This is a genomic window from Paenibacillus sp. SSG-1 (assembly GCF_002224835.1).
GTDB lineage: Bacteria > Bacillota > Bacilli > Paenibacillales > Paenibacillaceae > Paenibacillus_AQ > Paenibacillus_AQ favisporus.
Window position 1 is genome coordinate 6,654,721 of sequence record NZ_MBRK01000001.1, and the last position, 22,485, is coordinate 6,677,205.

Annotated in this window: 17 protein-coding genes; 8 read left to right on the forward strand and 9 right to left on the reverse strand. The window is 55.3% G+C overall.

All coding sequences use genetic code 11. The features are described from left to right. Nucleotides 1–199 precede the first annotated feature (199 nt). Both BCV73_RS30365 and BCV73_RS30370 read left to right on the forward strand, forming a co-directional pair. Nucleotides 200–817: a TetR/AcrR family transcriptional regulator gene (locus BCV73_RS30365; protein ID WP_089549611.1), complete on the forward strand. Its 618-nt coding sequence runs from the start codon at nt 200–202 to the stop codon at nt 815–817. Nucleotides 818–894: 77 nt separating this feature from the next. Further along, on the forward strand, nt 895–4,017 hold the full coding sequence (locus BCV73_RS30370; RefSeq protein ID WP_089549612.1) for an MMPL family transporter: 3,123 nt from the start codon (nt 895–897) through the stop codon (nt 4,015–4,017). 155 nt (nt 4,018–4,172) lie between these two features. On the opposite strand, the gene BCV73_RS30375 is transcribed toward BCV73_RS30370, so the two are convergent. Next, on the reverse strand, nt 4,173–5,297 hold the full coding sequence (locus BCV73_RS30375; protein WP_089549613.1) for an NADH:flavin oxidoreductase: 1,125 nt from the start codon (nt 5,295–5,297) through the stop codon (nt 4,173–4,175). A gap of 125 nt (nt 5,298–5,422) precedes the next feature. Then, nucleotides 5,423–5,734: an ArsR/SmtB family transcription factor gene (locus BCV73_RS30380; RefSeq protein WP_076172062.1), complete on the reverse strand. Its 312-nt coding sequence runs from the start codon at nt 5,732–5,734 to the stop codon at nt 5,423–5,425. 208 nt (nt 5,735–5,942) lie between these two features. On the opposite strand from BCV73_RS30380, the gene BCV73_RS30385 reads away from it, so the two are divergent. Continuing rightward, complete coding sequence (locus BCV73_RS30385; RefSeq protein WP_089549614.1) at nt 5,943–8,102, forward strand: catalase; 2,160 nt, start codon at nt 5,943–5,945, stop codon at nt 8,100–8,102. A 340-nt stretch (nt 8,103–8,442) separates the two neighbouring features. After that, nucleotides 8,443–11,082: a bifunctional lysylphosphatidylglycerol flippase/synthetase MprF gene (gene mprF / locus BCV73_RS30390; protein WP_089549615.1), complete on the forward strand. Its 2,640-nt coding sequence runs from the start codon at nt 8,443–8,445 to the stop codon at nt 11,080–11,082. A 720-nt stretch (nt 11,083–11,802) separates the two neighbouring features. Here mprF and BCV73_RS35990 read toward each other — a convergent pair. The 6 genes from BCV73_RS35990 to BCV73_RS30425 form a co-directional block, all read right to left on the reverse strand. Further along, on the reverse strand, nt 11,803–14,118 hold the full coding sequence (locus BCV73_RS35990; protein ID WP_256993052.1) for a CotH kinase family protein: 2,316 nt from the start codon (nt 14,116–14,118) through the stop codon (nt 11,803–11,805). A gap of 45 nt (nt 14,119–14,163) precedes the next feature. After that, a complete protein-coding gene (locus BCV73_RS30405; RefSeq protein WP_089549616.1) occupies nt 14,164–14,856 on the reverse strand; it encodes a DUF4956 domain-containing protein in 693 nt (230 codons plus the stop codon). 55 nt (nt 14,857–14,911) lie between these two features. After that, nucleotides 14,912–15,625 (reverse strand): polyphosphate polymerase domain-containing protein, encoded by a 714-nt coding sequence (locus BCV73_RS30410; protein ID WP_089549617.1) that lies wholly within the window; start codon nt 15,623–15,625, stop codon nt 14,912–14,914. Between the two features lie 260 nt (nt 15,626–15,885). After that, a complete protein-coding gene (locus BCV73_RS30415; protein WP_089549618.1) occupies nt 15,886–17,166 on the reverse strand; it encodes a sensor histidine kinase in 1,281 nt (426 codons plus the stop codon). Next, complete coding sequence (locus BCV73_RS30420; protein ID WP_089549619.1) at nt 17,159–17,845, reverse strand: response regulator transcription factor; 687 nt, start codon at nt 17,843–17,845, stop codon at nt 17,159–17,161. Before BCV73_RS30420 ends, BCV73_RS30415 begins: the two co-directional genes overlap by 8 nt. 150 nt (nt 17,846–17,995) lie before the next feature. Further along, a complete protein-coding gene (locus tag BCV73_RS30425; RefSeq protein WP_089549620.1) occupies nt 17,996–18,523 on the reverse strand; it encodes a cupin domain-containing protein in 528 nt (175 codons plus the stop codon). 369 nt (nt 18,524–18,892) lie between these two features. Here BCV73_RS30425 and BCV73_RS30430 point away from each other — a divergent pair, with 369 nt between their 5' ends. Then, a complete protein-coding gene (locus BCV73_RS30430) occupies nt 18,893–19,600 on the forward strand; it encodes a Na-translocating system protein MpsC family protein (RefSeq protein WP_089549621.1) in 708 nt (235 codons plus the stop codon). A gap of 36 nt (nt 19,601–19,636) precedes the next feature. Here BCV73_RS30430 and BCV73_RS30435 read toward each other — a convergent pair whose 3' ends face one another. Beyond that, the gene (locus tag BCV73_RS30435; RefSeq protein ID WP_089549622.1) at nt 19,637–20,482 is read right to left on the reverse strand and encodes a lipoate--protein ligase family protein; all 846 of its coding nucleotides are present in this window, start codon (nt 20,480–20,482) and stop codon (nt 19,637–19,639) included. Between the two features lie 262 nt (nt 20,483–20,744). Between BCV73_RS30435 and BCV73_RS30440 the strand changes: the two genes are divergently transcribed. From BCV73_RS30440 to BCV73_RS30450, 3 genes are all read left to right on the forward strand, one after another. Beyond that, the gene (locus BCV73_RS30440; RefSeq protein ID WP_089549623.1) at nt 20,745–21,332 is read left to right on the forward strand and encodes a TetR/AcrR family transcriptional regulator; all 588 of its coding nucleotides are present in this window, start codon (nt 20,745–20,747) and stop codon (nt 21,330–21,332) included. Nucleotides 21,333–21,355: 23 nt separating this feature from the next. Further along, nucleotides 21,356–22,114 carry a glycosyltransferase gene (locus BCV73_RS30445; RefSeq protein WP_089549624.1) on the forward strand — a complete coding sequence of 253 codons (759 nt, stop codon included), beginning with the start codon at nt 21,356–21,358 and terminating at the stop codon, nt 22,112–22,114. A 101-nt stretch (nt 22,115–22,215) separates the two neighbouring features. Further along, nucleotides 22,216–22,440, forward strand: coding sequence for a cold-shock protein (locus tag BCV73_RS30450; protein WP_076172035.1), 225 nt, complete (start codon nt 22,216–22,218; stop codon nt 22,438–22,440). The last annotated feature ends 45 nt before the right edge of the window (nt 22,441–22,485 follow it).

Below are 22,485 nucleotides of genomic sequence, written 5' to 3' on the forward strand. Positions count from 1 at the left end.
TGGTATTTCGCTGAGGCAAAAATGCCGCCCAGCTGAGGGCTTTTTGATACTTACGTCGACCGACCGCAACCGCCTAAAATAAACGTATGTTTCGACAATTTCCTGCATAGGATGAAAAGCCGGAAAAACGACACTTGCCAGCAGGCGATGCAGCCGCTATAATAAACTCATTAATCTATCAGTAAACGGGTGTTTATTTATGCAAATTCTCAAAGACGACGTCCGCCAAAGTATTTTGAACGCCGCACTGGCCGAATTCAAGCAGCACGACTACGCCGATGCCTCCATGCGCCGCATTTCCGCCTCCGCCGGCATGACCACCGGGAATATCTACCGTTATTTTAAAAATAAAGAGGAGCTGTTCGAAGCGCTGGTCGGGCCGGTCTATGAGCGATGCATCGCCAACATCCTGGTCATTAAGGAGGAAGTGGACCAGAACTTCGCCAAAGGGACGGAGGCGAGCGACTGCCTGCAGATGGTCGAGAGCATTATTCTCGATCTGTTCGAGGAATCCAGCGCTGAGCTGATGATTTTGCTCAACCGCAGCACCGGTTCCAAATATGCCGGCGTGAAGGCAAGTATATGCGCTTTGGTCGTATCGATTCTGGAGAGCATGATCCGCTTCGGTAAGGATGAGACCGGCGAGCTGACGCTGGAAGAGAAACAGACGGCCCAGATGCTGGGCGGAACCGTGGTGGAAGGCGTATGTCTGATTCTGCGCGATCATGAAGACGGGGAAACGGTCAAACGGCTGGTGAACCAGCTGGTGTATCTGTACTACTTTGGCACCGATCATTGGAATAAGAAAAAGGGTTGAATCCAAGGGATTCCCTTTTTTTCGCTCAAAAATGAACGCTTGTTTACTAAGGAAGTTGAAGGAGGAATATCAACAACATGCGGCAAATCATCAAGTGGCGCTGGGCGATTCTGGTGTTATGGCTGGTGGCGACGGTCCTGCTGACCGTGTTCCAGCCCGACGTGAATGCCATTCTCCAGCAGAGAGGCCAGGATCCCCTCGCCGAAGACAGCCCTTCCAAGGTTGCGGGGGCGCTGCTCAATAAAATGACCGGCCAGAGCGGGACCAGCGACATCGTGGTGTTCCATGAAGAAAACAAGCTGACCGATGAGGATATGAAGAGCATCGAGAGCGGCGTGATGAACATGAAGGCGAAGCAGTCTGAGCTTGGCATCACCGAAGTCCTGGACCCGTTCTCGATGCCTGAAGCCAAATCTCAGCTGATTTCGGAGGACGGCACGACCGTGATGGTCAGCTTCAGCCTGGACAAGAACGGGCGGGATATGGAAGAAATCACGGATCAGTTCAATCAGGCGCTGAAGGATGTCAAAGCGACATACTACCTGAGCGGTGAGGATTTTATCCAGAACGACTACATCAAGGCGTCCACGGCAGGGGTGGAGAAAAGCGCGGCGCTGACCGTTATTTTTATTCTCGTCGTGCTCATCGTCATGTTCCGTTCGATCGTGATCCCGTTCGTGTCACTCCTTGCCGTAGGCATATCCTACCTCTGTTCGATGGGGATTGCGGCGCAGATCATCGATAAAATGAACTTCCCGGTCACCAGTGTGACCCAGATGCTGCTGGTACTCATCCTGTTCGGCATCGGGACGGATTATAACATTCTGCTGTTCAACCGTTTTAAAGAGGAGTTGTCGCATGGCAAATCCGTCGATGAAGCCATCGTCGCTTCCTACAGAACGGCGGGCAAAACGATCGTATACAGCATTCTTACCGTCTTTATTGCCTTTGCAGGACTCAGCTTCTCGGACTTCGGCATCTATAAATCGGCCAACGTGGTTGCGATCGGCACGGTGATCTTGGTGCTTGAAATTCTGACGCTGACACCGTTCCTGATGAAGACGCTCGGACCGAAGCTGTTCTGGCCGTCGAAAAAGGTGGCGGGCCACAAGGAAAGCACCTTCTGGGCGAAGCTGACGGCAGTTTCCGTTAAGCATCCGGTCATCGTGACGGTCATTATCGTCATTCTGATGATTCCGGTGCTGCTGACCAGCGGCCAGAAGCTGTCCTTCGACCAGCTGAAGGAGCTGGGGGATGGCTATCCGTCGACCAAGGGCTTCAGCATCGTCGCTGATCATTTCAGCCGCGGCCAGGCGCTGCCGACGACTGTCGTCATCGAAGACGACAAGACGATGGACAATAACGACACGCTTGGGGTTATCGACAAGCTGACCGAGAAGTTAAAAGGCATCGACGGGGTCAAGTCGGTATCAAGCGTGACCCAGCCGCAGTCGGAGCCTGTGGAGGACTTCTATATCAGCAGCCAGACGGAAACGGTGACGGACGGCATTTCGGCGTCCAAAAAGGGCGTGGACCAGATCAAGGATGGCCTGGACCAGATCGGAGATAAGCTGACGACGCCTGACTTCTCCAGCGCCAATCAGCTGGTGTCGGGTACGGGACAGGTCAAGCAGGGCTACGATCAAATTACGGACGCGATCTCACAGGTGTCCGGAGGCATCCAGCAGGGAGCAAGCGGCGCATCGGAGCTCAGCAAGGGCATTGCGAAGCTTGAAGCCGGCATGAACACCGTTAGCACCAATACGTCCAAAATCAACCAAGGACTCACCGAGCTGTCCAAAGGATACGCTTCGCTCGCAGGCGGTTATGAGCAGGTATCCGGACAGATTCCGCAAATTCAGCAGGGGCTTGCCGGCATGAATACGCTGATCGGCAATCTGGGTGATAGCCACAGCGAGCTGGCCGAGGATCCAAACTATATCCAGTTGAAGCAGACCGGCGAAGGACTCGTTACCGGTTTGGCACAGCTGGACGGGGGTCTCAAGGAACTGAATGGGAATTATGCCAAGCTGAACGCATCCTTCGCCCAGGCTTCCGGCGGCTTAGGCCAAATTGCCGCGGCGCAGAAGCAAATGGCTGCCGGCATGGCAGCACTGGAGCAAGGGGCTGACCAGTTGGCCAAGGGATTGCGCCAAGGCAGCAGCGGCAGTCAGGAAATCGCTGCAAACATGAAGAAGCTGAATGCTGCGCTGGGCAGCGTCCAAAGCGGGCAGCAACAGCTGCTGAGCGGACTATCCAGCCTCTCGGGCGGCATGTCCCAGCTGAAGGAAGGCATCGACCAGAGCGGCAACGGACTGGGCGACATCTCTGAAGGTCTCGGCAAGACCAATGACTTCCTGACCCAGCTGAACAGCTCGAAGACCTTCTTTATTCCACGGGAAGCGCTGGAGAACAAGGACTTCCAGCAGGCAGTGGATGCCTTTATGTCCAAGGACCGCAAGATTACGAAGCTGATCGTCATCCTCAACGACGATCCGTATTCCCCGGCGGCCATGGACACGATTGAGAAAATCAACAGCGAGGTTTCCGGCACGCTGAAGGGAACCGTGCTTGGCGATGCCAAGTTCGGAGCTGCGGGACCTAGCTCAACGACGTATGATACGAATGAGGCCCAGATCAAATCCTTCAACAGCACGGCGATTATCGTCATCGTCAGCGTGTTCGTCGTTCTGCTGTTCGTGATCCGTTCCTTCTGGCCATCGGTCTTTATCGTATTGTCACTTGTCGCTTCCTACTACGTGGCGATGAGTGCCTCGAAGTTCGTAACGACCTATATCATCGGAGCGGAAGGGGTATCGTCCTTCGTGCCGTTCTTCTCCTTCATCGTCATCGTCGCGGTGGGCGTGGATTACAGCATCTTCCTGATGGAGCGCTACAAGGAAAACGGGGAGCTGTCTCCGGGAGAAGGGATTGTCAAGGCAGCCCGCAGCGTCGGCGGTGTCATTATTTCCGCCATGGTCATTCTGGGCGGAACGTTCGCAACGCTGATGCCTTCGGGGCTCGTGCTCTTGATCGAGCTGGCTGCGGCCGTGATCGTCGGTCTCGTCGTGCTCTGCTTCATCCTGCTGCCGATGCTGGTACCGGCCTTGATCGTGCTGCCGGAAACCTTGTCGCGCGGGCGGTCCCGCAAGCAGCAGATGGCCCATGTCAGCGGAAAGGACTCCACGCTGGATTCCTAATACTCGTAAACGTATGAACGCATGGTGCACAGGTCAAACAAGAACAATATTCTGTACACAGCAAAAAGACCGGAAGAGGCTGCAGCCCTCTTCCGGTCTTTATTTATATCAAGACTTCACGCGGCACGTTGTCCCGGGGGTGGGGCGGGACCGCATTAAGCCAGTGTTTTCAGCGCATCAGGCGTGAACGGAGCAAGCTCATCGAAGCGGCCTTCACGCACTTTGGTGGCCCAAGCCGGGTCTCCAAGCAATGCACGGCCTACGGCAACCAGGTCGAATTCACCGTTCTCCAGGCGTTCCAGGAGATCGTCGATATCCTTGCTGCCTGCACCTTTGCCTTCGGCAAACAGGCTCGTGAATGCTTCGTCGAGTCCGACGGAACCGACAGTAATGGCCGGTTTGCCCGTCAGCTTCTTGGCCCAGCCGGCGAAATTCAGGTCGGAGCCTTCATACTCCGGCTCCCAGAAACGGCGGGTCGAGCAGTGGAACACGTCGACGCCCGCGTCAGACAAGGCGCCTAGCAGCTGCCCAAGGTCTTCCGGAGTTGGGGCGAGCCTTGCGTCGTATTGGTTTGTCTTCCATTGGGAGAGGCGCAGCACGACAGGGAAATCCGGTCCTACGGCACGGCGGACGGCTTCCACGACTTCAATCGCAAAGCGTGCGCGCTTCATCATATCGCCGCCGTAGCGGTCCGTGCGGCGGTTCGTTTGTTCCCACAGGAACTGGTCGATCAAATAACCGTGGGCGCCATGGATTTCCACTCCGTCAAACCCGATTCGTTTGGCATTGGCAGCCGCATCGGCATAAGCCTGGATCACGTAGGCGATTTCTTCTTCGGTCATTGGTTCGGAAACCTGATTGCCGTTCAGATCAAGGCCCGAAGGACCAATCGGCATCGCTTCCGGATTCGGCTCAGCGCCGACCGGACGGGTCATGCCGATATGCCAGATTTGCGGCATGATCTTGCCTCCGGCTTCATGAACTTGCTTAACCACTTCGGCCCATCCGTTCAGGGCGTCTTCACCGAAAAATCTCGGAATGTTCGGGCTGTCAGTAGACGCCGGGTGATTGATTACCGTACCTTCGGTAATGATGAGGCCGACGTTGTTCTCGGCACGGCGGCGGTAATAGGCTGCTACGTCCGGGCCCGGTACTCCGTTCGGGGAGAATCCGCGGGTCATGGGCGCCATGACGATGCGGGTGGGCAGCGTCAAGTTGCCAATGGTAAACGGTTCGAATAGAGCTGCGGTGGAACGGGTATGCTGTGTATTGCTGTTCATGTATCGGTTTCCTCCAATATGTGAGATTTATATCTTTATACATTTACATAAAAATAGATATATATGATGAAAAGAAAGAGCGTTTAAGCCAAAAAGTCCAGATGTGTACCATATGTCATTTTAGCCTAAAGCTCATTCTTGAGTTGTTCGATAAAACGATTGATACCCTCCTCATTCCGTCTATAGTAGGTCCACTGGCCGGCCCGGCGGGATTCCAGCAAACCAGCCTTTTGCAATTTCACCAGGTAGCCTGAAACAACCGACTGTGCAAGCCCTGTCTTCTGTGAAATGCTTCCGACGCAAATGCCGCCTTTGAAATTACAGGATGCCGGCATATGCTCCTGAGGATCAAAGTGCTCCTCCGGATGCTTCAGCCATTCGAGAATTTTAAACCGGGTCTCGTTTGATAGTGCTTTAATGGTTAATAAGGTATCCATGGATCTTATTATATCTATTTTTATAGAAATGTAAATATAGTTTGGCAAAAAAGTTTTGAAACCGGAAAACGCCTCTGCAGAACGGCTTTTAACGAATGTACCGCAAATGTCCAGGTTAACATTCCCGTTTGGGTGGATTTTCATTCGGGTAATAACGGGGTGTAAATACTCGGACACCGTCCGTAACCGACCAGGAGGGGATGCATTGATGGACCGTAAGAATGAACAGCAGCCGCAGAAGGATGTTAAGGACAGTCAGCTGGAGGAATTCCGCGTCAGCGATGCGGGGAAACCCATGACTACGAACCAGGGCGTTCGGGTTTCTGAGGACGAACATTCGCTCAAAGCAGGCGAACGCGGGCCGACGTTAATGGAGGATTTTCATTTTCGGGAGAAAATGACCCACTTTGACCATGAGCGTATTCCTGAGCGTGTGGTTCATGCCCGGGGCTTTGGCGTACACGGGTATTTTCAGGTGTACAAGCCGATGACGCAGTATACGAAGGCGAAGTTTCTGCAGGACCCGTCGATGAAAACGCCGGTGTTCGTGCGTTTCTCAACCGTGGCCGGCTCGCGGGGGTCGGCTGATACGGTGCGGGACGCCCGGGGCTTTGCCACCAAGTTCTATACAGAGGACGGCAACTTCGACCTCGTAGGCAACAACATTCCGGTTTTCTTTATTCAGGATGCGCTGAAATTTCCTGATTTGGTGCATGCGTTCAAGCCTGAGCCCCATAACGAGATTCCGCAGGCGTCGACGGCTCATGATACGCATTGGGATTTTATCGCCAATAATACGGAATCGGCCCACATGGTCATGTGGACGATGTCGGACCGGGCGATTCCGCGCAGCTACCGGATGATGGAGGGGTTCGGCGTACATACCTTCCGGCTCGTCAATGACAAGGGCGAAGCGCATTTCGTCAAATTCCACTGGAAGCCGCTGCTGGGCGTGCATTCCCTGGTCTGGGACGAAGCGCAGAAAATCGCCGGCAAGGATCCCGACTTTCACCGCCGCGACCTGTGGGAAGCGATTGAAATGGGCGACTATCCCGAATATGAGTTTGGCGTGCAAATGATCCGGGAGGATGAGGAGTTCAACTTCGACTTTGATATTCTCGACCCGACCAAAATATGGCCGGAGGAGCTCATTCCCGTTCAGCGCATCGGGAAAATGACGCTGAACCGCAATGTGGACAATGTGTTCGCTGAAACGGAGCAGGCGGCTTTCCACGTGGGCAACGTCGTGCCGGGGATCGATTTTTCCAACGATCCGCTGCTGCAGGGACGCTTGTTCTCTTATACCGATACGCAGCTGATCCGTCTTGGCGGACCGAACTTCCATGAGATTCCGATCAATCGGCCGGTGGCGGAGATCCATAACAACCAGCGCGACGGATACCACCGCATGACGATCAACCGGGGCCAAACGAGCTATCATAAAAACTCCCTTGGAAACAACGATCCCCGTCCGGTTTCGGAGCAGGAGGGCGGATACACCCACTATCAGGAAAAAGTGGAGGGGCGCAAGGTCCGGGCGCGCAGCGACAGCTTCAAGGACCACTATACCCAGGCCAAGCTGTTCTGGAACAGCATGTCCGACGTGGAGAAGCAGCATATTATTAAAGCTTTCCGCTTTGAAGTAGGCAAGGTGAAAAGTAAAAGCGTGCAGCAGCAGGTTGTCGATATGTTCGGCAACGTTGATCTGATGCTGGCTGAGCAAATCGCCCTTGGCGTTGGTGTCAACCCGCCGAAGGCTGGAGAAGAAGCCTCCGGAGCGACCGTGGCAGGAGGTGCCGAAACCCAGGCTTCCCCGGCGCTGAGCCAGCTTCATACCGCCATGTCCCCGGCTACCCGTAAGGTGGCGGTACTGGCCGCTGACGGATTCGACGCGGGCGAAATGAAGGTTGTCCTCGCGGCCTTCGCTGAAGCAGGTGTCGTGCCGGAAGTCGTCAGCGAGAATCTGGGTATGATCGCAGGAACCGACGGCAGCCAGCTGGAGGCCATGCATACCTTCCTGACGGCTGACTCCGTGCTGTTTGATGCCGTCTATGTAGCCGGCGGGGAGCAGAGCATCGCCAAGCTGCAAGGCATCAAGGAGGCGGCCAATTTCGTGACGGAAGCCTACAACCACTTCAAAACCGTAGGCGCCTCCGAGCTGGCGGCCGGGCTGCTGTCCGGCTCAGGCATTCATTTGGCCGACGCCTCGGCATCTTCCGGCCATCTGACGTCTCCGGGCGAGGATACCGGACTGGTGATCCGCAAGGAGACGGAAGACGGCAGCGTCTTTGCCCGGCAGCTGGTCGACGCCATCGCCTTGCACCGCCATTGGGGCCGGGAAATGCAGATGATTTCTCCAATGAAGTGAACGTGTAAATCGATTGAGAATAAATAAAGCAAGATGGTCCGGCTCCGCTTGTTGCGGGGCCGGATTTTTTAACATTCAGCGTTATTTCGATACCGGGGCGCCGAATCTGGCCGTTCGTGCTGCGGTTCGTTCCGTCCCGTTTGCCGCTCTCTCTTTGCCGTTCCCGCTTTACCGCTCCCGCTTTACCGCTCCCGCCTTATCTATCCTGCCTTATCTCTCTCTTTGCCTCTCTTCCCATAGAAACCCGGCTCATTGGACGTGTTTGGATGGGATGAGTGCTTTATGGTAGGATAAGGAAGAATGTCAGGACCAACATCAATGGGTTTTCGCTGCTGAAAGGGTGCATAACATGAAGGAAAAGCTGGAGCGGTACAAATTTTTCCGTATCCTGGCTTCAATATATGAAATCAAAGCGATTCGCCTGCTCATTCCGCTTGCGGTGATCGCGCTCGTCTATTGGGAGGGGCAGCGGGAGCTGCGGCAGATTCACCTGGCGCGTACGTTCCATGAGCTGCGTCTGCTGCCGGTGGGCACCGTTGTGGGGATCTGTCTCTTTTCCCTATTTTCCGTCGGGGTGATGAGCTTGTACGATTACATGATCCGCATGCATTTCAAACTGAAAGTTGGCTGGTGGAACACGTTCCGCTATGCCTGGATCGCCAACACGTTCAACAACATTATCGGTTTTGCCGGACTGACCGGCGCCGGTCTCCGTACCTTGCTGTATAAAAGAAGCGGCATTGCGCCCTCGCTGATGGCGTCTGCGGTCGTATTTTTGTCACCGGTCATCATCACGGGACTATCCATCATGTCCTGGGGTGTTCTAACGGGGGTGTTCCCGGCAACCACAATGATTCGGGAGCACCGCTGGCTGATTTTCGCCGTATGGGGGATGGCCCTGTACCTGCCTTTATTTATTCTGATGCAGCGCTCATCGCTATTCGCGCGGTGGTTCAACAAAGGGGAGGGCCGAACGCCGTGGAGCACGGTGGCCGTCTCTCTGTGCGCATCGCTGCTGGAGTGGGTCTGCGCTGGCGTGACGTTTTGGCTGATTGCCGCCAGCGTCCTGCATAACGTGACCTTCCAGGGCGTCATGGGCATGTATACCGTATCCGCCATTGCCGGTATCCTCAGCATGGCGCCGGGAGGTATCGGCGCGTTCGACCTGACCGTCCTTCTCGGCATTGAGCATATGGGATTTCCCGCCGAAAGGGCGATGGCCGTCCTGGTGCTGTTCCGGCTGTTCTACTACGTTATACCCTGGCTGATCGGGCTGATCATGGCGGCCTTCGAATTCGGCAGTCCAGCGAAACGCAACTTGGAGAAGGTCGAGACCGCCATCGAGATTCCGCTGAACGCCTGGCAGCGGCTGTGGCGCTGGCCGGGGCAGATGCGCTTTCTCAGCGATCTGGGCGTGTGGGCGCTTGGCAAGCTCGTGCTGGTCAGCGGTCTTCTTCTGCTGCTGTCGGCAGCCACGCCGGGACTGCTGTATCGGCTGCGGTTGTCGGAGGAACTGCTGTCCATGCCGATCATGCGCATCTCCCACCTGCTGTCGGTCATGATCGGCTTTATGCTGATTATCCTCTCCCGGGGCATTTCGCTCCGTATCCGCGGGGCGTATTTGTGGACGAGCGGGCTGCTGTTCGCCGGGGCGGTCTTCACCTTTACGAAGGCGTTTGATTTCGAGGAAGCGATCTTTCTGCTGATCGTTGCACTGATGCTGTGGATCTCGCGGGCCCGTTTTTATCGCTCGGGTGCATTGATCGAGTGGAGAAGCGCAGCCGTATGGTACGTGCTCTCGGCGGTCATCGCCTTGGCTTATTACTGGGTCGGCGCTCATGTCCATCATGGATGGCTGCGCCACCTGCCGACCGCGGAGCGGATGCATTGGATGGTCGGCTCCAATCCGTATGCCGCATCCGCCGTGATCGGTCTCGCCGGGGCATGGATCCTGCTGACTATGCTGATCGTGCTGCGTCCCAGCCGCAAGGTGGCGGCCCCGGCGACACCGGCCGATCTGGACAGGCTGCGGCAGTATCTGCAGAGTCATCACGGAAATTTGCTGACCCATATGCTGTTTACGGGGGATAAAAGCTTCTTCTGGTCAGCGGATGGCGAAGTGCTGATCCCTTACGCCCGCTCGCGGGACAAGCTGGTCGTGCTCGGCGATCCGCTCGGTCCGGAGAAGCTAGTACCGGATGCGTTGGGCGAGTTTTTGCAAATGGCCGATACCTACGCGATGTCCGTGGTCTTCTATCAGGCGACCCCCGGCTATCTGCCGATGTATCATGAGTTCGGCTACCGGTTTTTCAAGCTTGGGGAAGAAGCCTTGGTGCATCTGGATCAGTTTACGCTGTCGGGCAAGAAAAACACCGACCTGCGCACGGTACGCAATCGCTTTGAGCGGGAGGGGGCGGTGTTTGAAGTGGTTCATCCGCCTTTTGCACCGGAGCTGCTGCGCGAGCTGCGGGCAGTGTCGGACGATTGGATGCACGGCAGGCGGGAAAAAGGGTTCTCCCTGGGCTGGTTTGACGAGCGCTATTTGCAGGAGGCGCCGATTGCCGTGCTGCGGGAGCCCGGAGGAAGCATCTTTGCCTTTGCGTCCCTTGCCCCGGCTTATGACGGCGGACGGACGATATCCATCGATCTGATGCGTCACCGCAGCCAGGTTCCAAACGGGACGATGGATTATTTGTTTGTCCAGCTCTTGGAGTGGTCCAAGGAGCAGGGATACGAGGTCTTTAATCTCGGGAACGCGCCGCTGGCAAGCGTTGGCGAGACCCGGAGCGCGCTGCGCGAGGAGAAGCTGGCCGCGCTGGTGTTCCAGTACGGAGGACATTGGTACGGATTTAAGGGCCTCCGGAAGTACAAGAGCAAGTTTTCGCCCGAATGGGAACCGCGGTTCCTGGCATATCCCGCTTCCGTGTCCCTGCCAGTGCTGACCGTCGACCTGGTGCGGCTCGTATCGCGCAGGGTGTAAGGATGCCAGGCGCGGCGTTGCTCGGGATAGCGGCAAAGGTCCAGTATTATATTATTGTTATGTTTGGAGATTGGCGGGCCAGCGTGGAACATCCTTAGCTCCAGGCCGACCGTAAATTTGGGAAACAAGTCCGAAAAACCTGAAGAATGCGGAGAATAGCTGAATGGTTTGCGATTTAGACGAGTTAGACGATTTAGAGCTGGGGTAACGGTTAATTTGATCTTGTCTACGTATTTTGATCTTGTCTACGTATAACGAACAAATTCAGTTTTTGTCTTTTAAATGGTGGACAGAGGTAACATATCTTTGCTCAAACATCCGATTCTATATATAGGGTATTTATTGGATGATGGCACTAGATATAGGAATTTTTGAGCCCAACCGCGTCCAGGAGAATATATATGTCTTGTCCTTCTTTTGTAGGACAAAATAAGGATGTGTCCATTGGATAAGGACAGACCCCGTTTTCCATACTGTTGGGTGGCAAAAGGCAAATGATCATCCTCATCAAAGGGAACCGGGATAAAACTTCAGCCACTCTTCACCAAAGTGATCCTATATGAAAAAACAGCCATGCCCCTAAGGGAGGCTGCGACATTTTAATTTTATTGTTCATATAAAAAGAGGCAGACCGTACTTGGCCCCTTATAGGGCCGATGGTACAGACTGCCTCTTTTGTTGTTCATGCGAAGCTTGCTTTGCTATCGAAGCATGATGCGGTCAGCTCGCGATATCTTGTTCGTTGGTGTGTGGCTCTGTCCGCTTTGGTCGGGGTGTTCTTCGGCGGCTGAAGAACATTGCAAACAGTGTCACCCCGATCAGAAGGACGAAGAAGACCGCCGCGATAATGAGGTCCGCGGTCGTGAAGCGGCCCGTCTGGGCATTCTGGTTGCTGCCGCCCATCCCCGGCATGCCGGGGAAGCCGCCGCGGTCGTTGCCGCCTCTCTGGCGGCCGGCCCACGGCATATTGCCTTGGCCCGGCCCGCCCTGCATTCCCTGAGGCGGCTGCATTTGCCCATCCGGGGGCTGCATGTCCCCCGGATTTTGACCTTCCGGCCAGGCCGGTGGCGCTTGGCCGTCCAGGCCCTGCGTCGCGGCGCCCGCTCCACCAGCCTGGCCCTGCGTCGCGTCGCCCGCGTTCGGCCCGCCGTTCTGCGCAGCCTGCGCGCCGTCGTTAGCGCCCTGCGCCGCTCCGCCGTTGCCTGCCTGTGCAGCCCCGTCAGCCTGCGCGGCGTCCCCATTGCCGCCATTGCCGCCGGCAGCGGCCTGGCCGTTCATTGCCGGCGGCTGGCCACCAAATCCGCCAAAGCCGCCATCGGTCTTGGCTTCGACGACCAGCTCGCCGGACAGCTGCTTCTTGATGGACTCGGCCCGTTCGGTGGCGAATTTCACCAGGCTCTTATCCCCCGAAGCTCCTTCTAGCAGCTGGTCCTTAGTGTAGAACTTGGTCGGATCTTTTTCCACATACGGTGCGATCAGGGAGGAAACCTGTGTCGTCAGCGACTGCATGTTCTCTTCCGCAAAGAAGCCGTCGGCGATCTGCTGCAGGTACGTATTGTACTTCTCCCTGTATTCATCAACCGAGAGGAGGGCCTTGATCAACGGCCGTTCGTCCAGCGTCGTCCCCGATACCGGAGTCGTAATGCTGAAATTGATATTGTCCTCGCTCAGGAAATTAGCGGCCATATCCATGCCCATGCCGCCCATGCCTTGGCGGCCCTGGCCGCGCTGGCCGGGGTTCGCGTTGCCGGCCGCATCAGCGCCAGCCGGCGCGCGGTTACCTGCCGCGGCGCCATTCGCGCCTTTGCCCGCGGCTGCTGCGCCACCGTTGGCGCCGCCCTGCCCACTCATGGCAGGAGCACCGCCCCCTTGACCCGCGCCAGCATTGCCCTGCGATTGGCCGGCTGCTCCAGCGCCATTGACGCCGTTACCTGGCCCTGCACCAGCATCGGCTTGCGCGCCGTTCGCGCCGTTACCCGGCGCTGCAGCCGGATTCCCGCCCGGCGCCGCGCCGTTTGCGCCGTTACCAGCGGCCGCCGCACCGGCGTTGCCGTTGCCGTTTCCGGCCCGGCCCTGGCCGCCGTTCACGCCTCCGCGGCCGCCCATGCCGCCTCCCATGCCAACGCCGAAGCCGGCGAAGGCCATGTTGTAGTCCCAAGGCAGCATGGAGAACTTGCCGTTTTGCTCATACAAATAGTAGTTATGCTTCATTTGCCCCTGGTAGCTGTCCAAGCTGACCAGCGCGGTGGTGGCTGCAAAATACCGCAGCATTTCGTCCACGTCCGCGACATCCGCCACATTCCCGCCGTGATTGATCGTGTCGAGGAACTTTAGCATGGCGGTCTGCGTGGAGTTTGGATTCGTTTTGAGGTTCAGGCCGGTGTAATCCTTGATGTCATCGCTGATCCATTTCAGGTCGCTGCCCGTGCCGTCCGGCTTGTACAGGTCTCCGGTGCTGTTCCCGAAATTGCGCTGGAGATAAGGCTCCTCGATCGCTTCCACGCCGAGGTACAGTCCCCATTCCTTGCCGTTGATCGTAACGTACATGTAGGCGTAGCCGGGAGCGGGAACGTCCATTTTGTTCATCAGCTCATAGGACAGGTACTCGCGCATTTGCGTTGGATCGCTGTAATTGTTGTTGAGGTTCAGCTTGCGCAGGCCGTAAAGATTTTCGTCGTCGTTATAGTGGTCAAAATCGATCTTGAAGCTGTACCGGTCAGAGTCCTCCATCTGCGCGACGGAGGAGAGGGTCATGTTCCCTTTAACCCGGATGCCGACCCCGTCGACCTGCTTGCCGTCCACGGTCACGTTGGCCTGCATCATTTCTTCGTCCAGCGGGTTGTCCAGGATTGACTGCAGATCCTTCGGGTTCATCGTAATGTCCACCGTATGAACCTTGCTCTTGTCAAACACCTTATCCATGTAGGTATCGGCCAGGCTGACGGTTTCCAGTCCCGCTTTCGGAAGAACGGCCGTTACTATGACGAACAGCACGACGAGCAGCGCCGCGGCTGCCATAATGGTTCTGTTTTTCACCAAGCGTCAAACTCCCTTCCGTCCCAAAAGTGCTTGCTGCGGGACTTACGCGGTGAAATTGCCGTCGTAGCTCAGCATGATGGCGGAAGTGACACCTTCCATGCTCATGATTTGCTGCACAAAGTCGGTGTTGTTATCCTTCAAGCGGATTTCATAGGTCATTTCCAGCCCGCTGCCGGGAACGACGGATTTGGACTTGATACTGTGCTTTTTGGATTGCATGGAGATCATATGCTCCAGCGGCTTCTCTACTTCGGCGTTCGTGTATTTCACGACCAGCAGGTACGGGTTGTCGATGGTCAGGCGGTTCACGAAGAAGAGAAGCACGAGGCCGATCAGGATAGCACCGATGATGACGAGCGGGATGAGGCCAGCGCCGCACAGAATGCCGGAAGCGACTGACCAGAAAATAAAAATCAGATCCATCGGATCCTTGATCGGCGTACGGAACCGGACGATGGAGAGGGCGCCGACCATGCCGAGGGACAGCACGATGTTGGTGGATATCCCCATGATGATCAGGGCGGTCGCCATGGTCATCACGATCAGCGAAATGTTGAAGCTGTGGGAGTACATCACCCCGCTGAAGGTTTTTTTGTAAATAACGTAAATGAACAGTCCAACCGCGAATGCGACCACGATGCCGATCAGCGAATCGACGATAGAGAAGCTGCTCGTTTTTTCCAAAAAGCTGGATTTGAATATATCCGAAAAATTGGTGGTTGTCGTTTGATCCATGAATTGTTCCTCCGAATTTTAAATGGGATGCCTCCGCTGTCGGAGGCTCTGGTGTTCAGCCGTACATCCGACTGTACTGGTATTTGGAAAAGGATGTCTTCCGGCAATCCTTTACTTGCAGAAGGTATTTGATCACATCCGGGAGATATTCGTCGTATTTGATCTCCAGGATGACCATGTTCGGGTCGAGGGTCTCGACCATCAATAAGTTAGGGTTCAAGATGTTGGTGTCTTTGTAGCTGGTTTTAACGGAGCTGTCGAAGGTTACCCGCACGTTCCCCTGCTCGTAAATGTACACCTCGCGGACATAATCCACGACGCAGACAGGCTTCAGCTGAAACAGGTTCATATGTACGTACAGCTCGCGCATGAGGGGACGGCTGTCCTCCTCCATCCAGGCGGTGTCGCCAATGCGGATCCGCTCGTATTCCTCGGCGGTGATCCGGCATTTTTCCTTGTAGCACAAATTATCACGTTTACTCTTCTTCTCCAGATTGATAAAGCTCGCGTCATGATCGTATAGGCGGACCCGGAATTTATCCCGGTGATAGAGCCCTTCCTTTTTCTGATTCAAAATCTTGTTGTCGAAATTATCGAAATACACGCTTCGGATCAAATACTGCCCGTCCTTTTTGGCATGGGGGTCAAGCGTCATAAAGTGCTGCAGGTTGCTGCGGAGCAGGTGGCAGTCAAGCCGGGTGATCGCATGCTTCAGCTCCCGGCGTCCTTTGACTGGCGGCCGTTCGGGGGTCGTTCCTGCTGGGTTCAAGTCCACATTCCTCCTTTTGTTAAATTTGTTTGCGATTTGTATTATCGCAGTGCAAACTTAACGAAACCTTAAGCTGAAACTTCATGTAAAATTCAGAAAAACCCCGAAAACCCCGAAAACCCCGAAAACCCCGAAAATCCCAAAAGTCCCAACCGCCCTAACCGCCCCAAAACATCATAAACACAAAAAACCCCCGCATCTTCGTGTTCAAGACGCGAGGGGTAGCATATTTCCTGAAAAGCCCGAGCGGAGGGAGGCAGCTATTTGGGCAGACGAATGCGGATAATGACGCCCTTCGGATGGTTATGAAGCGCCTGGATGGTGCCGTGATGGCTGTGCACGATCCACTGGGCGATCGAGAGCCCGAGTCCGGAGCCGCCGCTCTCCCTGGTGCGTGCCCGGTCTTCCCGGTAGAACCGGTCGAAGACGCGCTGAAGGCCTTCCTCGCTGATGCCGATGCCGGTGTCGCTGACTTCGATAAACACCCGGTTTTCCTTGATATAGGTGCTGATGCCGATGCTGTCGTGCTCTCCCGTGTATTTGAGGGCATTGTCCAATAAAATGACCATCAGCTGGTGAAGCCGGGCGGGATCCGCCTGGATCCGGGCCTTGCTCGTCAGCCTGAACCAGATATGCTTGTCCGAAAGCTCGGCGATTTCGATATACGGGCTGCACATTTCATGGATCAAATCGTCTATGTCGACCGGCTGCTTCTCGAGCTGGGTTTCGGTGGAATCGGCTCTGGCAAGCGTAAGGAGATCGGTCGTCAGCCGGGACAGCCGGCGCGTTTCTGAGAGGGACAAGGCGATGTTCTCGAACGTGTCCACGATTTTTTTATCCGGCATAGTTTGCAGCAGTTCCAGTTTGTTCTGGATGATGGTGAGCGGGGTCCGGAGCTCATGCGACGCGTTCTCCACAAACTCCACCTGCTTCTCCCAGGAGCGGATCACCGGTTTCATCGTTTTCCGGGATAAAATGATGCTGGCGGTGATCGAGAGCAGGATAAACACGGCCGCGCAAATGATGATGATGCGCTTGAAGTTGCCCAGCAGATTATGCTCGGTATCGACATCAACCAGCAGCTGGATGTAGCTGCCCTTGAAAAGGGGGTCTGGAACGGTCAGTGTGCGGAAGTGGTACGTGCCGTTCAGGGTCAGGTTGGAAATGACGCCGATCGTGGACGGGTCAAATTCAAGATTTTCCAAACCATAATTTTCGTAGTTCAGCATACCGATCTGCTGGATGTTGGTAATTTCTCCTTTGGCGTCCCATTGAACGGGAATGATCCGGGGGCTTGGAGGGGGCATGACCCTGCCAAACCGGAACCGCTCCGACGACCCATCCTTGAGCGGACTGTCGCCGAACCTGGCTTCAATGATGCTTTTGTACATGGTCAGATCCCGGTCGGGTTTGGCGAACAGTGTGGTTCGCATTTGGCCGAATACGATCGCTCCGAACAGGCCGAAGAGCAGGGTGAATGCGATCAGATTGTACAGAATCAGCCGGAGCTGCTGGTGACGGATCACTTTGTTTTTATTCATGGTCTTCACCGTTCTCCGACAGCATGTACCCCATGCCGCGGATCGTCTTGATGTATTTGTCGTAGCCGGCCGCTTTGAACTTTTTGCGCAGGTTGCTGATATAGACCTCGATCACCGTGTTGGTGGTGCTGGAATCCATACCCCAGACCCGGTCGAAAATTTGTTCTTTGGTCACGATGATGTTTTTGTTGTTCATCAGGTATTCCAGCAGGTCGATCTGCTTGCCGTTCAGCAGGATCGCTTCCTCGCCAATGCTGACCGTACGGCTCTTCAGATTGAGCTTCAGTTCCTTGAAGGAGAGGGTGTGCTCCCTGAACCCTCCGACAGAGCGCCGGACGATGGCCTCCAGGCGAAGCAGGAGCTCCTCGCGATGGAACGGCTTGACGAGATAGTCGTCGGCCCCCTTCTTGAAGCCCTGAATCTTGTCGTCGATGCTGTCCTTGGCGGTCAGTATCAGCACCGGCGTGGAGATGCCGTATTCCCGAAGATGGGTCAGCACTTCGTACCCGTTCATACCCGGCATCATAATATCCAGAATGATGACATCGTATATATTTTGCTGGGCGAGATACAGTCCCTCTTCGCCGTCAAAGGCTTGATCGGCCTCAAACAGGTCCCGGGTCGTCTCGCATACCGTATCGGATAAATGCTTGTCATCCTCAATGACAAGAAGCCGCATGGCATGTTCACCTCAATTGACGTTTGATCCTAATCGAAACCTATTTTGTCAGGAATGTCAAATGGGGAACGGCTTGCGGCTTAACTTGTTCAGAGCTGTAATGCATTCCGCTGCACAGGCTCGTTTAACCAGCGGTCGTCCAAGGAAGGCTTAGGCGTGATTTCCCGTCTGCTGCTGAGGTTTCCAGGCACTCATGAGCGGGCCCGACGCACCGTACAGCGGATCGGTATTCGGAAGGGGCACCCGTGCGATGTCTTCCAGCACCTTTGGGCGCTCCCCGGGCTTGCCGGTGCACAGATTGTAATCCATGCCGTCCGGATAGGCTCCGACGACCCTGAAATCCTTGCTGGCAGAGCATCGCTTGTGCCCCGTTCCGGCCGGAAGGACGGCCACGTCACCGGCGGTCAGCTCGAACTTCTGGCCATGTTCACCGCCGAGCTGAAGCACGGCGGAGCCGCGAATAACCCCCAGCACCTCATGGGCATTGCTATGATAATGATGGTAATCAAAGACGCCGTTCGTCCAGCTGTTCAGCCAGCCGTTGCGGTTAAAGATAGCTTCCGTTTCCTCCGGTTCATCCTTAAGCGAACCCAAGTATAGGATGACCGGCAGGTTGGGGTTGCCCGGAATAACACCGTCATCCTTAAAAAATATCGTTTTGATCTCCGCGCCGTTCATGCCGTCAACCTCCGCTCATCTGCTTTCATTTGGATTGTAAATAAACATATTCGCACTTTATGAAACGCGGTTGTTCTTGGAACGATACCTATGCTATAATCAAGACTGGTAAACGTCAATTTCATATTGTCGGGTAAATGAATGAATATATCCTTGGATAAAAGTCATTTATGGCCTAACTTTTTCTTGCTGTTAAAGGGAAAGTTAGGCCTTTTTGTTTTGCTGAGGACCCGGGAGTTGTGCCGGGGACAGGGAAACACCCGCTTATTTCGTAATCAGGAGGGATATAAAGACACGCTTTTGCGGACACATGATATAGCGGCTTGCCGCGATTGTTTAGCTGCGTACCGCAACGACGCGTCTAATTCAATGGATCAATTACATAACCAACAACCATTTCATCAGCTCTTTGCCAGCTATACCAGCAAGCTATTAAGAGACCACTTTGGCAAAGGACCTGAATCCGTGGTGGTTTCTGTCGGTCACACCTTTATTACGATATATTTGCGCAACTTCCTGACGCCGTCTGAACGCATCCTGCTGGAACAGGAGCAGGAGGACATGATTGTGCAGACCAGAGCCAATCTGATGCGGGCGGTGATTCCCGAAATTATCAGTTATCTTGAAATCATGAACGGATCGAAACCGGAAGAGGTGTATTATGACTGGAATCTCCATAAAAGATCGGGGATGATCGCGGTCGTATCGGCAGAGGCGGGCAAACAGGGCACCGCGGTGAACAGGGAGTACCCTTTGAAGTCCGAAATCGAAGCGGAAATACTCCACATTTGCCAGCAGATTCAAAAATCGCCCGAGCAGATTGATTCCTTTGAGCTCAATCCCAGAACGCTGCTGGTCGTGCGAAGCGGCGTATACCTGGAGCTGGAGAAGGCACTGATCCGGCTGGGCCATGGCCGCTTGCTGAAGTCGGTGAAGAGCGGACTGGAAAAAGAGTATATTATGCGCAGCAAGCGTCTGAACAGCCTGCTGCATCAGCCGGTATCCGATTGCTTTATAGACTGGAATGATAAGCTGGATAAGAGCATTCTTCTGCTGATCATGAATCCGCCCCGATAAATTTCGCGGGCGGATTTTGAATTTATAGAGGCGGGTCTATGGCGTCCGGGGGGTGTAGCGGGGCGTCAGCTTGACCGTCATCTCCCGGATTTCCTCCTCGGCCGGCAGGTGCAGGCGGCTCGCCGCCTCGGCTACTCCGGCAGCCGTCTGCAGGCTCCGGACCACTTCTTTGACGGAAGCGGCAAACGTATCGGCCGCCCCCGGACCCATGCCGGTCAGCTCGTCCAGCGAAGCCATGGTACCGGGCTCAACGGACGGGTAATCTCCGTCTTTGGCCCCGGTTGCAGCCAGGTCGTAGAACGACTTGACCAGCTGACCGCGCTCTCGCCCGGATCCGCCTGCGATGACAAAAGCCTGGATGACGTAGGCATGAGCCTGGCGGCGCTGCGCAATGCCGCAGAACTTGCGTCCGCCGATGCTCAGATCATAGTCACCCGGGCAGTAAGCCCCGGCGATTTCCCCTTTGTCCACCGTTTGGCCGGTGGCGGCCAGCGCCTGCCGGATGAGCGCGTACATCCGCTCGAAGTCCCGGTGGAAGTGGAGATCGCCCGCGCCCCGCTTCGGCAGGATGAGCGACACGTTGACCACGTCCGGATCGAGCGGAACGGCGGCGCCGCCCGAGTTGCGGATGGCCGTGCGGTACCCGAGCGATTCCAGCCAAGCCCGGGCCTGTTCCGCTCCGGGAAGCCGGCTGTCCCTCAGACCGATAATAAAAGAGCGGGGATGACGCCAAATATGGCATAACGGCGGACCGCCTTCTCCTGTGCGCCGGCACAGCAGCTCGTCCATCGCGAATGGATACAGGGCATCCACATCCTCCAGTTGTGCCGTCCGGTCCAAAATGAGCATCTGCCCCGCTATTTCCGTAATATCTTCAAACATGCGCACCGCTTCCTTTTCCCAGGTGATACCGGGACTACCGGTTACCAACCGTTTATTCCGTTCCTTTTACAATCTCCCTGATCCTGATTATGACATAACCGATCCGGCGTGGCTACTGCATGAGCATGGGCTTCCCGACGGAGCAGGCTGCCCTAAAATGTCAAAAAACAGACAAAGAAGCAGTCTACGCCAGGCCTGCAGGTACCATATAATGGATACAAACCGGACGGTCGGTTTTAAAACAACAAGGAGCCTTCCGATCATGAAAAAGCGTAAATACGAAGCCGAACAGACCAAACAGACCATTGTCGAGGGAGCTAAGGCGCTGTTTGCCGCCAAAGGGTACGCCGCAACGTCCATGATGGATATTTGCGAGGCCACAGGCTGCAGCAAGGGAAGCATCTACCACCATTTTCAGAGCAAAGAGGATTTGTTTCTCTGCTTGGCGGAGCAGGCGTTTACGAACTCCTGGCAGACCTGGCATGAGCAGTCCGGGGAAGATCGTTCCGCGACGGAGCAGCTCTACGCTTACGCCGACTATTTTGTCGACACGCTTCAGAAGCCGCTCAACAAGGCCGGCGAGGAATTTATGATCCGGGTGGGTGCCGATTCGGAAGCCGGGCGGCGGTTTATGGAGATCATCCAGAACTACATGAAGGGATTTGAGGATCTGGTCCAGGCCGGACTGGACAGCGGGGAATGGAAAGGGGAGAGCGTGCAGGAGCTGTCCTTTATTATTCTCAGCTATTATTCCGGTCTCAGCGACAGCTACCACCTGATGGACAAGGCAGCGATGAAAGAGCTGTTCCGCAAAGCCACCACGTTACTGCTTGATGGGATTCGCAAGTAATCAATCCTAGGGAGAGATGGCTGATGGAAACAAAGCGGTTCGCAGGTAACGACCACACGGGGAACATTAAATTTTCGGTGATTATTCCGGCCAGAAACGAAGAGAACTATATCGGGCGCTGCCTTGATTCTCTGGCTGCCGCAGCGGAGCCTTATCCGGGACAGGTGGAGGTCATCACCGTCTTAAATCGGTGCACCGACCGGACTGAGGAGGTTGCTTCGTCGTACGGGGCCGTCATTTTGAAGAACGACAGCAAAAATCTGTCGCAGATCCGCAACGCCGGGATTCAGGCGGCCAGGGGTGAAATCATCGTGACGATCGACGCCGACAGCTGGGTAACGGACAACATGCTGACGGAGATCGACCGGCTGCTGGCAACCGGACAATGGATCGGCGGCGGGGTGAGGAGCCAGTTTGAGCGGGTGTCGCTCGGTATCATCGTCTCCGGGATGCTGCTGATCGTGCCCCTTCTGTTCAAATACGGACTGGTCACCGTCGGACTGTTCTGGGGTTACAAGAAGGACTTTGAAGCGATCGGCGGCTTTAACGAAAACATGCTGATGGCGGAAGACGCCGATTTTGCCAAGCGGCTCAAGCAGTGGGGCAAGCAGCAGGGGAAGAAGTACGGCACCGTCACGAAGGCCAGCATGACGACTTCCTGCCGGAAATTCGATGAGTACGGTGATTGGGCCGTCGTCAAGAACCCGAAAATTATATGGGCGTATCTGAAAGGAACGGACCGCAAGCACGCGGACGAAACGTACTACGAAATCCAGCGGTAACTGTTTTACGGATCATCAGGCGATTTTTATCATAAATATATATTTCTGGGGCATACTAAGCGGACACCGATGAACTGAGGTAAATAACGGGAGGGTTCGCGATGTATTTCGGAAAAAAAGTGGTCGAGGAAATTCCCGAGGCCGATACTTTAATCTGGTCATGCGTAAACGATGGATGCAACGGCTGGATGAGAGACAACTTTGCTTTTGAAACGGAGCCGGTTTGCGTTCAGTGCAACTCTCCAATGGTGAGCAGCATGAAGATGCTGCCGCTGGTCGTCAACGACCATCCGACGAAAATGCTGAAGAAGGGGACGCTCATTTAAGGGCGCGACGTCCGGTCAGCTCAAAGCGATGTATGAAGAGGTCCT

Excerpts from the sequence above, each read along its gene's own strand:
- BCV73_RS30420 (WP_089549619.1), bottom strand. The coding sequence starts at position 17,845 with ATGCGGCTTCTTGTCATTGAGGATGACAAGCATTTATCCGATACGGTA.
- BCV73_RS30415 (WP_089549618.1), bottom strand. The coding sequence starts at position 17,166 with ATGAATAAAAACAAAGTGATCCGTCACCAGCAGCTCCGGCTGATTCTG.
- BCV73_RS30425 (WP_089549620.1), bottom strand. The coding sequence starts at position 18,523 with ATGAACGGCGCGGAGATCAAAACGATATTTTTTAAGGATGACGGTGTT.
- BCV73_RS30430 (WP_089549621.1), top strand. The coding sequence starts at position 18,893 with ATGGATCAATTACATAACCAACAACCATTTCATCAGCTCTTTGCCAGC.
- BCV73_RS30370 (WP_089549612.1), top strand. The coding sequence starts at position 895 with ATGCGGCAAATCATCAAGTGGCGCTGGGCGATTCTGGTGTTATGGCTG.
- BCV73_RS30450 (WP_076172035.1), top strand. The coding sequence starts at position 22,216 with ATGTATTTCGGAAAAAAAGTGGTCGAGGAAATTCCCGAGGCCGATACT.
- BCV73_RS30440 (WP_089549623.1), top strand. The coding sequence starts at position 20,745 with ATGAAAAAGCGTAAATACGAAGCCGAACAGACCAAACAGACCATTGTC.
- BCV73_RS30405 (WP_089549616.1), bottom strand. The coding sequence starts at position 14,856 with ATGGATCAAACGACAACCACCAATTTTTCGGATATATTCAAATCCAGC.
- BCV73_RS30380 (WP_076172062.1), bottom strand. The coding sequence starts at position 5,734 with ATGGATACCTTATTAACCATTAAAGCACTATCAAACGAGACCCGGTTT.
- BCV73_RS30375 (WP_089549613.1), bottom strand. The coding sequence starts at position 5,297 with ATGAACAGCAATACACAGCATACCCGTTCCACCGCAGCTCTATTCGAA.
- BCV73_RS30365 (WP_089549611.1), top strand. The coding sequence starts at position 200 with ATGCAAATTCTCAAAGACGACGTCCGCCAAAGTATTTTGAACGCCGCA.
- BCV73_RS30445 (WP_089549624.1), top strand. The coding sequence starts at position 21,356 with ATGGAAACAAAGCGGTTCGCAGGTAACGACCACACGGGGAACATTAAA.
- BCV73_RS30385 (WP_089549614.1), top strand. The coding sequence starts at position 5,943 with ATGGACCGTAAGAATGAACAGCAGCCGCAGAAGGATGTTAAGGACAGT.
- BCV73_RS30435 (WP_089549622.1), bottom strand. The coding sequence starts at position 20,482 with ATGTTTGAAGATATTACGGAAATAGCGGGGCAGATGCTCATTTTGGAC.